Source organism: Clostridium cavendishii DSM 21758 (assembly GCF_900141845.1).
GTDB classification, from domain to species: domain Bacteria; phylum Bacillota; class Clostridia; order Clostridiales; family Clostridiaceae; genus Clostridium_AG; species Clostridium_AG cavendishii.
Genome location: NZ_FQZB01000022.1, coordinates 67,889 through 77,367, shown reverse-complemented (window position 1 = coordinate 77,367; position 9,479 = coordinate 67,889). Strand labels below are relative to the sequence as shown.

Genomic DNA, 9,479 nt, shown 5'->3' with positions numbered 1-9,479 from the left:
AAGCGGCACGCGAGCTGGGTTCAGAACGTCGTGAGACAGTTCGGTCCCTATCCGTCGCGGGCGTAGGAAATTTGAGAGGAGCTGTCCTTAGTACGAGAGGACCGGGATGGACTGACCTCTGGTGTACCAGTTGTTCCGCCAGGAGCATGGCTGGGTAGCTAAGTCGGGAAGGGATAAACGCTGAAAGCATCTAAGCGTGAAGCCCACCTCAAGATGAGATTTCCCATAGCGTAAGCTAGTAAGATCCCTTGAAGAACACAAGGTTGATAGGTGAGGGGTGTAAGCATGGTAACATGTTCAGCTGACTCATACTAATAGATCGAGGGCTTGACCAAATACTTATTTGTTATTAAAATATCTGTATGCAATTTTAAAAGAATATAATATTCTTTTTTAATATTCCGTGGTAGCTCAATGGTGGAGCACTCGGCTGTTAACCGATAGGTTGGAGGTTCGAATCCTCTCCACGGAGCCATTTTGAATTTTAGCATCAAGGAAACTTGGTGTTTTTTTATTTTGTAAAATTATCTTTAATATTAGTATATTCAAATTTTTAATATATTAAAGTTTATATCATACTACATTGAAAAATAATATTATTTGTCATATAATGAAAAGTATAAAAATAATTTGTGATAATTATTGTGCATATTTTTACAGGGGGAAGAGAGTGAATATGAAAAAAAATAACTTCTACAAGAAGAAAAAGCATAAGATGGTAATTTCAACTATAGTAGCTGCTTTATTAATAGTTTCTACAGGACTAGGCATTAAAAACTTTTTCTTTAACAAACAAGAAAAGAACAAAGTTGTACAAGCTAGTGTTGAAGAAGAGAAGTCTAAAGAAAGTAATAATAAGGATAATAAGAAACATGATGATTATTCAATAGATAGAAATGATGTAGCTAATATGCTTAATGGTAAATATCCTAAGGATGGAAAGAAATATGTCTTTTTAACATTTGATGATGGTCCTAATGCACAAACAACAGAAGATATTTTGAACATATTAAAAGAAAAGGATGTTAAGGCTACTTTTTTTGTACTAGGAAGTAATATTGAAAAGTCAGATAAAATGAAGTCTTTAATAAAAAGAGAAATTGAAGATGGACATGCTATAGGAAATCATAGTTATTCACATAAATATGATTTATTATATCCTAAAGGCAAGGTTGACATAAAATATTTTATGGAAGAAATAGATAAAACTAATGAGGTATTAAAATCAGTTTTAGGTGAAGATTTCGAAACAAAAGTTATTAGAATGCCAGGTGGACATTTATCAAGACACAAAGACCCTAATATAAATGAATTAGATAAAGAATTAGAAGTTAATAAGATTACTAATATAGACTGGAATTGTGTAAATGGAGATGCAGAAGGGAAACCATATACAGAAGAGCAGATGTTAGAAAATGTGAAGAAAAGTTCTAAAAATACGAATAAAGCAATAGTACTTATGCATGACGCACCTGGAAAGAAAAAAACAAGAGATATTTTGTCTAAAGTAATAGATTATTTTAAAGAGCAAGGCTATGAATTTAAAACTATAAAATAAAAAACAGCCTCAAAATATTATACATTTTGAGGCTGTTTTTTTATTTGAAATAGTTACTACGTATAAGCTTGTCTGATATATCTAATACTTTATTAAGTTGTTCTTTTTCTTCATTATTAACAGTACCTTTAATAGTTTTGTCTGTCAATACAGCAGAGCTTCTATTAGTATTTAATAGATTTCTACCAAGAGCAGAATTAGTATATTTACTATCGTCTATACCCATTAAATATAAAATTGTAGGCATTATATCTATTTGACCACCATATATATCCGATTTTAAAGGTTCCTTTAAATTTTTATTATAAATTATAAATGGAACGGTATGATTACCGTTATCTAACCACCATTTTTCAGGATTAGATAGTTTTTCTATTTTATCATTATAATATTTATGCACACCTGTATGATCACCTACTACAACTACTGTTGTATTATCTAAAAGGCCTTCTTTGTCAAGAGTGTCTAGAAATATACCTATATGTTTATCAGTGTAATGTACACTTTCAAAATATCCACCTAGTATATTATCTTTTAATTCACCAGTTAATCCAAGTTCACGATATTTTTCAGGTAACTCAAAAGGTCCATGACTTGTTAATGTTACTGTAAAAGTATAAAAAGGTTGTTTCATCTTTTTTATTAAAGGTGCAACCTGTTTTAGGTAAGTACCATCACTTATACCAGCACCAAACACTTCCGAATTATCAAAGGAATAATAATCTATGAAGTTATTAAAGCCAATTCCCTTTAAGCCACTTGAATAATTCCAGAAAGAGCCCCTATCAGGATGTATAGCTGTAGTTTCATAACCTTTTTCTTCAAGTAAGTTAGGTAATGAATGATAAGTGGTATTTGGATATCTATAAAAAGCAGTTCCTCGTCTTAAAGGAAGCATTGATGTATTTACCATTAAATCTGAATCAGAGCTTGTACCTTCATTGACTTGTTCAAATGTATTCTTAAAGTATATTGAGTTATTAAGTAATTTATTTAAATTAGGAGTAATTTCTTTTCCGTCTACTTTTTGATTAATTACAAAACTTTCTAAAGATTCAACTTGTATAACTAATAAATTACTACCTTTAAACATAGCCTTATATTTGTTATCAGGTAAATTTTCATTTTTAAATTTATAATATTCTTCAATATCCTTTTTATCATCAGAAGTCAGTTCATAAGGTTTAGAGTTTTTATAAACATTATATAAATCAAAAACGTGATATCCAATAGGTGAAAAATACCTTGTAGTATTAGTAGGATCGTAATTGCTAAAGATATAATCATTTTTAACTTCTCTATGTAATATGTTTATATTAAAGGGAATATATCCTATATATATTAAAGGGATTATAAAAGCTATTAAAAAACCTACTAAATTAGATTTAACTTTTTTAAAGTTTTTACGAAAAATAACTATATATGAAATGAGTATAATAAAATCAAAAATAAATATAAAATCATAATTACTTGCAAATGATAAAAATGATCCGCCCATATTATCCATATTAGATGTTTGGGTTATTATTAATGCGGATGGAACTGTTAAAAATCCTCTAAAGTACCAAAGGTCTACAATTATTAGAAAGGTAAATAATAAATTTATAATAATCATATAAATAGATTTTCCAATACCTTTAAATAAAAGACCAAAACTTAAAAATAAAATAGCAAAGCCAATGTAATAATTTAAAAATGGATTTGCTTCTCTATACCCTAATGGAAAATTTAAGTTAAAGCAACTTTTATTTAAAATAAATCCTAAGAAATAAATACCTTTCAATGTTATAAAGGTTACGGTTAAAAAGTAAAACCCTAACCTAAGTAAGGAATCTTTATGAACTTTGTTTTTAACAAAGTTTAACAAAGAAGTACTTACTGTTTTAATATTCATATTATGCACCTCACAATTAATATTCTTAATTTATAAATTATATAATAAAAGCATTAATAAATCAATTAAGTTAATTTATCATAATAAATTAGATGATATAAGAATTATTATTAGTAATGAATATACGATATAAGAATATAAAATAATGTTAATTTATATTTTGTGACTTAAAAGTGTAATTTGAATATATAGCACTGGAGTTAAATGGTATATACATATTAAACGAAATATATTATATTTAATATAAATTGTAAGAAAATTCATTTGTAGGAACTATGAAGCATGTATTTATTATTAATTCTACATCTAGAAAATGGGCAACTATAGAATACAAACAAAAAATAATAATAACAACATTTAAATTTAATACTATAGGTAGAAACATAGAAATGAACTAAAAAAAGCAAAGGACACAAGTAAAGGGAAATCTATAATAAATATAGATTGTGAAATCGTTAAAGATAATGATATTCATTTTGAAATAATACTGAAAGCTATAGATATGGTTTTTCCGAATTTTTAAAATATGTTCAAGGAGTGCTTTATGGGAAAGATAAATAAGTCTATAAGGTTTATAGGTGAAGTTATAGCATTAACAACTGAAAAGAGTATTAAAGGATCTAGTAAGATTATCATAAAAACATTAGGGGAAAATGTAGTAATTAAAGAGAAAATGGATGAAACCTATAAATTTGGTGATGATTTGAGTGATAGAATAATAGAAAAGACAAAAAAGATAGCAAATTTATGTGATGATATAGCTAATGAGGCATTTACAAGTAAAACTAATGTTTATGGAGATACTAGATACATATATGAGGAAGATAAAATAATTAATAGTAATTTTGAAGTAGAGGAATAGTACTAAGGATGAAAAATAAATTTTTATTTGGCACAATTATAATATTTAACTTATTTATATTATATTTTGCATTAGACATAAATATTTTTAAAGCAAGTATTTTTATTTTTATAAATATAATATTTATATATTTTATAAAATTAATTAGAGACTACTTTAGTGTTAAATATTACACTAAAAACGATAATATGGATTTAGCGATTGATACTATTAAAGAAGAGCAAGAACATTTTATATTTAGTACTTTAAACACACTAAATTATTTTTGTAGAAAAGATGTAATGGTGTCTAGGTCACTAGTATTAGCGTTAAGTAACTATTTAAGATTAGTTTTTGATAAAAGTGATTCTGTTAGGGGAGATGAATTACTGAAAGCATTAAAATCATATGCATATGTACAAAGTATAAGACTTGATAAAAATATTGAATTTAAGTATAATGATACCCTGGAAAATTATAGACTAAAGAAAAATCCTATTCAAAATATAGTGGAGAGTCTTTTATCTTTTATAAGGAAGAATGGCATAGAGAAAAGTTTAATTGATTTAGATTGTTTAGAAAATAAGAATAATCTAGAAATATATATTAAAGTAATAGTACCTAAAAATTATAAAGAAGAAATTGAAAATTCAAATATTTTTAATAGATATATAATTACTAATGAAGAGAATTTAGTTTACAAGATAGATATGAGAAAATGTTCTGTAGAAGAATAAGATGATTTAATAAGGAGGAGGCTTAATGTTAGATATAATAATAATAGATGATGAAAAAATTGCAGTGGAAGAGCTTGAGTATGTATTTCTAAAAAGTAATAGAGTAAATATTGTTGGAAAATATTCTAATGCTAAAGAGGGAATAGAAGGTATTAAAGCCTATAAACCACATGCTGTATTTTTAGATATTGATATGCCAGGAATTAATGGCCTTTTGAGTGCTAGTGAGATAAAAAAGGTTTCAGAAGGAACACAAATAGTATTTGTTACGGCACATGATAAGTATGCAATTAAGGCATTTGAAGTTAATGCTTTGGATTATATATTAAAACCATTTTCTGAAGAACGAATTAATAAGACGCTGGATAGGATATTAAGCAATGAATCTTATCAGGAGTTACAGGTAGAGAATACTAATAAACATGTTAAGAAAATACCAGTTAAAACAACAGAATCTTTATTACTCATAAATATTGATGAAATAGTTTTTTGTCATGTTAAAGATGGCGCTGTATTTATACATACAGAGAAAGAGATATACGAAAGTGAAGAAACTTTAATTCAATTAGAAAAAAGATTAGAAGATTTTAGTTTTATAAAATGTCATAGAAATTATATAGTTAATATAGAACTTATAATAAGTATTACACCATGGATAAATGGTACATATCTTTTAAAAGTTAAAGGGACGGATGAAGAAATCCCAGTAAGCAGAAATTATAATAAGGTAATTAAAAAAACATTTAAGATATGATTAAAAAATGTATGTATTAGGAAATAATATATGATAATATAAAGTATATAGGTATTTTAGTTGAAGAGGTGATAGTTTTGCATGAGTATGATATTGTAGTTGTTGGAGGAGGTCCATCTGGAATGGCGGCAGCTATAGAAGCTAGGAAGCAAGGAATTTTGAAAGTATTGCTTTTAGAAAGAGAGGATTACCTAGGTGGAGTACTTAACCAATGTATACATAATAGGTTTGGAAGAAATATTTTAAATAAAGATATAACAGGACCAGAGTATGCACAATATTTTATAGAACAAATTCAAGATTTAGGGATTGAATACAAATTAAATACTATGGTATTAAGTATTACAACAACTAATGTAGTAAGTTATGTTAATCCTGAAGATGGAATGAAAGAGATAGAAGCAAAGGCTATAATACTTGCAACGGGAAGTCGTGAAAAATATACTGGAAATATAAATATTCCAAGTAATAAGTTTGCTGGAATATATACGGTTGGAACTGCACATAAACTTGTTAATGTACAAGGCTATTTACCAGGTAAAGAAATTGTTATCTTTGGTGCATCGGATATATCATTAATAGTTGCTAGAAGATTAATAGTAGAAGGTGCTAATGTCAAAGCAATAATAGAAGCTTCTCCTAATATTATTTCTGGAACGTCATATTCAGAGCAGATTGCGGAAGCGTTTAACATATCCATAAAGCATTCATATACAATACATGAGGTTTTAGGTAATGAAAGAATTGAAAAAGTAGTTGTAGGAAAGATTAATAATAATGGTGAAATACAAGAAGATTCTTTAGAAACTATAGAATGCGACGCACTTTTGTTATCTGTAGGATGGTTACCAGAAACTGAACTTGCAGAAGGAGCTAGAATAAAAATGTCTTTGACATCATTAGGACCAAAGGTTGATAGTAACTTTTTAACATCTCAAAAGGGTGTATATGCTTGTGGAAATTTAATTCATGCATATAGTTTAGCAGATAAATGTACAGAAGAGGGATATAGAGTAGGAAAAAGTGCAGCTGAATACGTAAAGAATAGCCATTTATAATAAAAAGGCTATTCTTTTTTCTATTTCATCAGATATTAGTATGTAGCTTAATTTACTTAGATGTACGCCATCTGTATAATATTCATCTAGATTAGGTATTAAATCAAAAATATCTATAAATATAAAGTTCATTTTTTTACTATTTTTATTTAATAAACTAGATAGGTTAGATAACTGTAAATTAGTTTTATTATAATCAATAGTATTTGACCAATAAAGTTCAGCTAAACTTTTTTTTGTTTTAGGTGGTGATATAACTATTGGGATTATGTTGTTCATAATGCATTCAGAAACCATAAATAAAGTGTTATCAACTATATCTTCTAATTTTCTATTAGAAAATATATCATTTGTACCAGCTAGTATGATGCAGATATTACAATTAGTATTTAAAACATCTCTATTGAATCTATTTAACATACCTGCTGAGGAATCACCATTTTGACCTTTATTTAAAATTTCAACAGATAAATTTTTTTTTAATAGATTTACAAAGTTTTCTTTTGGTTTAACACCATAACCAAATGTTAATGAATCACCTATACAAGTTATTTTCATAAAATACTCCTAAAATTTTATATTTATCTTCCTTTTAAAAGACATTTTTTACACACTATAGTTTTACCATTATTAGCAGTTATAAAAGCACCATTAGAAATATTTTTATTACATATTTCACATGTTGACTTATTAGTAGCTATTGCTTCTTTTGCTTTGATAGATTTTAAAGAAGTTCTTTTTTTATTTACAGGAGGTGAATATTCAATTTTCTTACTAGGGAAATCTAATGAAATAATTGAATAATCCATTTTAAAGCAACTTTCACCAAATAGCTCTAGTTCAAACCTTGGATTATCTTTATCATAGAATTCTTCTATAATAAGTCTTCTAATTTGAGCATCATTTATTATTAAACCACTCTTTTCTATACCATCAAAAATACTTTTAGTAATATTATTAGTATCAGGATGTCGTTTTTCACTTTTATAATAAACCTTAAGAACAGCTATTAATGCTTCGGATAAACAAGTATTTGGATTTTGTATTTTAGCATTATAAGCTATCTCTTCTTCATAAAGGGCATATCTATCATGATAAAGTCCAGAGTTATTAGGCAAAATAGCTCTACCTTTAGAATTTGATAGTTTGAAGTTTGATTTAGTAATAGGGGAACCTAAAACTATTACCTTAGCATAAGGTTTTTCCATAAGATAAACTCCTTCCATAGTTATTTATATCATTCAATTTATTATAAATTATAAATGCAAATAAATAAAATTAATTATAGTTAATTCCTTATTTATTTGTTGTAATATGCTTTTTATAATCTAATTTCAAAATTACTTTTGAGTTATCATTATTATGGTTATCTAATTAAATGTAGAATTTTAATTGCAATATATATTTTTCAAAAGCCTAATAAGTCTTATATACTTTTTTATGACTTGATGGATTAATTTTATGAGTAAGAAAATTATATAAGAGTATTTTTTATTACAAATTAATTAAGAAAATAAGTCTTTTATGTTAATAACTTAAGTATACTCTTGATTTGAATGTGATTGTAGTATAATGTATAATAGGTAGTATTAATGAATTAAAATGAGGGATAGTTTATGGATAAAAAAATTATTTTGGCTATAGAAAGTAGTTGTGATGAAACAGCAGCAGCAGTTGTTGTAAATGGTAGAGAAGTTTTATCAAATGTAATATCATCACAAATAGATATACATACAAAGTTTGGTGGAGTTGTACCGGAGGTAGCATCAAGAAAACATATTGAAGCTATAAATGCGGTAGTTACAGAAGCATTAGAAGAAGCAAAGGTTAGTTTAGAAGAGATAGATGCTATAGGCGTTACCTATGGACCAGGGCTTGTAGGAGCTTTGTTAGTAGGGTTACAATATGCAAAGGGATTAGCTTATTCATTAAATAAGCCGCTTATAGGAGTAAATCATATAGAAGGACATATAAGTGCTAACTTTATTGAACATAAGGAACTTAAACCGCCTTTTGTTTGTCTTGTAGTTTCAGGAGGACATACATTCATAGTTCATGTTAAAGATTTTGGTGAATATGAAGTTATAGGTCAAACTAGAGATGATGCAGCTGGTGAAGCTTATGATAAAGTTGCTAGAGCTTTGGGACTTGGATATCCAGGCGGACCTAAAATAGATAAGTTAGCAAAAGAAGGAAATGAAAATGCTATAAAGTTTCCAAGAGCAAATTTTCATGATGATAGTTTAGATTTTTCATTTAGTGGTGTAAAATCAGCAGTTTTAAATTATTTAAATAAAATGAGCATGACAGGTGAAGAGGTAAATAAAGCCGATGTTGCAGCATCTTTTCAAAAGGCTGTAGTTGATGTTTTAACAGATAATGTTATGTTAACTTGTAAAAGGAAATCTGTTAAAAGAGTTGCTATAGCTGGTGGAGTAGCTTCTAATTCTGCACTTAGAGCAAATTTAATTAAAGAAGGTAAGAAAAGAGGAATAGAGATATTATTTCCAGCACCCATACTTTGTACGGATAATGCTGCAATGATAGGGAGTGCAGCTTATTTTGAAATGTTAAATGGATTAAGTAGCAATTTAGATTTAAATGCAAAACCAAATCTAAAGCTTGGTGAAAGGTAAG

10 protein-coding genes, 1 tRNA gene and 1 rRNA gene are annotated in these 9,479 nt (G+C 27.2%); 9 read left to right on the top strand and 3 right to left on the bottom strand.

The window, feature by feature from the left end; all coding sequences use genetic code 11:
• The 3 genes from BUB01_RS20775 to BUB01_RS20765 all read left to right on the top strand — a co-directional run.
• A 23S ribosomal RNA gene (locus tag BUB01_RS20775) occupies nt 1–335 on the top strand; the annotation flags it as partial.
• A gap of 65 nt (nt 336–400) precedes the next feature.
• Nucleotides 401–475 (top strand) — tRNA-Asn (locus tag BUB01_RS20770).
• A 201-nt stretch (nt 476–676) separates the two neighbouring features.
• Complete coding sequence (locus tag BUB01_RS20765; protein WP_072993061.1) at nt 677–1,558, top strand: polysaccharide deacetylase family protein; 882 nt, start codon at nt 677–679, stop codon at nt 1,556–1,558.
• Between the two features lie 40 nt (nt 1,559–1,598).
• Here the strand turns inward: BUB01_RS20765 and BUB01_RS20760 are convergent, their stop codons facing one another.
• Entirely contained in the window at nt 1,599–3,452 is a 1,854-nt protein-coding gene (locus BUB01_RS20760) for an LTA synthase family protein (protein ID WP_072993053.1), read from the bottom strand.
• Nucleotides 3,453–3,727: 275 nt separating this feature from the next.
• Here BUB01_RS20760 and BUB01_RS23890 point away from each other — a divergent pair, with 275 nt between their 5' ends.
• The 5 genes from BUB01_RS23890 to BUB01_RS20740 all read left to right on the top strand — a co-directional run bounded on the left by BUB01_RS23890 (nt 3,728) and on the right by BUB01_RS20740 (nt 6,842).
• Nucleotides 3,728–3,850, top strand: a complete 123-nt coding sequence (locus tag BUB01_RS23890) for a hypothetical protein (RefSeq protein WP_278337164.1) — start codon at nt 3,728–3,730, stop codon at nt 3,848–3,850.
• A 146-nt stretch (nt 3,851–3,996) separates the two neighbouring features.
• Entirely contained in the window at nt 3,997–4,314 is a 318-nt protein-coding gene (locus BUB01_RS20755; RefSeq protein WP_072993051.1) for a hypothetical protein, read from the top strand.
• Nucleotides 4,315–4,502: 188 nt separating this feature from the next.
• Nucleotides 4,503–5,030, top strand: coding sequence for a histidine kinase (locus BUB01_RS20750; RefSeq protein ID WP_207650004.1), 528 nt, complete (start codon nt 4,503–4,505; stop codon nt 5,028–5,030).
• Nucleotides 5,031–5,055: 25 nt separating this feature from the next.
• On the top strand, nt 5,056–5,784 hold the full coding sequence (locus BUB01_RS20745; RefSeq protein ID WP_072993047.1) for a LytR/AlgR family response regulator transcription factor: 729 nt from the start codon (nt 5,056–5,058) through the stop codon (nt 5,782–5,784).
• A gap of 68 nt (nt 5,785–5,852) precedes the next feature.
• Nucleotides 5,853–6,842: an NAD(P)/FAD-dependent oxidoreductase gene (locus tag BUB01_RS20740; RefSeq protein WP_242958456.1), complete on the top strand. Its 990-nt coding sequence runs from the start codon at nt 5,853–5,855 to the stop codon at nt 6,840–6,842.
• On the opposite strand, the gene BUB01_RS20735 is transcribed toward BUB01_RS20740, so the two are convergent.
• Nucleotides 6,837–7,400, bottom strand: coding sequence for a GDSL-type esterase/lipase family protein (locus BUB01_RS20735; RefSeq protein WP_072993044.1), 564 nt, complete (start codon nt 7,398–7,400; stop codon nt 6,837–6,839). The two genes, BUB01_RS20740 and BUB01_RS20735, sit on opposite strands and share 6 nt — an antisense overlap.
• A gap of 23 nt (nt 7,401–7,423) precedes the next feature.
• Nucleotides 7,424–8,050 carry a RusA family crossover junction endodeoxyribonuclease gene (locus BUB01_RS20730; protein WP_072993042.1) on the bottom strand — a complete coding sequence of 209 codons (627 nt, stop codon included), beginning with the start codon at nt 8,048–8,050 and terminating at the stop codon, nt 7,424–7,426.
• 408 nt (nt 8,051–8,458) lie between these two features.
• On the opposite strand from BUB01_RS20730, the gene tsaD reads away from it, so the two are divergent.
• On the top strand, nt 8,459–9,478 hold the full coding sequence (gene tsaD, locus BUB01_RS20725; RefSeq protein ID WP_072993040.1) for a tRNA (adenosine(37)-N6)-threonylcarbamoyltransferase complex transferase subunit TsaD: 1,020 nt from the start codon (nt 8,459–8,461) through the stop codon (nt 9,476–9,478).
• Nucleotide 9,479: the final 1 nt, after the last annotated feature.

Coding starts and splice junctions, on each gene's coding strand:
- BUB01_RS20765 (WP_072993061.1), top strand. CDS start 677: ATGAAAAAAAATAACTTCTACAAGAAGAAAAAGCATAAGATGGTAATT.
- BUB01_RS20760 (WP_072993053.1), bottom strand. CDS start 3,452: ATGAATATTAAAACAGTAAGTACTTCTTTGTTAAACTTTGTTAAAAAC.
- BUB01_RS23890 (WP_278337164.1), top strand. CDS start 3,728: ATGAAGCATGTATTTATTATTAATTCTACATCTAGAAAATGGGCAACT.
- BUB01_RS20755 (WP_072993051.1), top strand. CDS start 3,997: ATGGGAAAGATAAATAAGTCTATAAGGTTTATAGGTGAAGTTATAGCA.
- BUB01_RS20750 (WP_207650004.1), top strand. CDS start 4,503: ATGGATTTAGCGATTGATACTATTAAAGAAGAGCAAGAACATTTTATA.
- BUB01_RS20745 (WP_072993047.1), top strand. CDS start 5,056: ATGTTAGATATAATAATAATAGATGATGAAAAAATTGCAGTGGAAGAG.
- BUB01_RS20735 (WP_072993044.1), bottom strand. CDS start 7,400: ATGAAAATAACTTGTATAGGTGATTCATTAACATTTGGTTATGGTGTT.
- BUB01_RS20730 (WP_072993042.1), bottom strand. CDS start 8,050: ATGGAAAAACCTTATGCTAAGGTAATAGTTTTAGGTTCCCCTATTACT.
- tsaD (WP_072993040.1), top strand. CDS start 8,459: ATGGATAAAAAAATTATTTTGGCTATAGAAAGTAGTTGTGATGAAACA.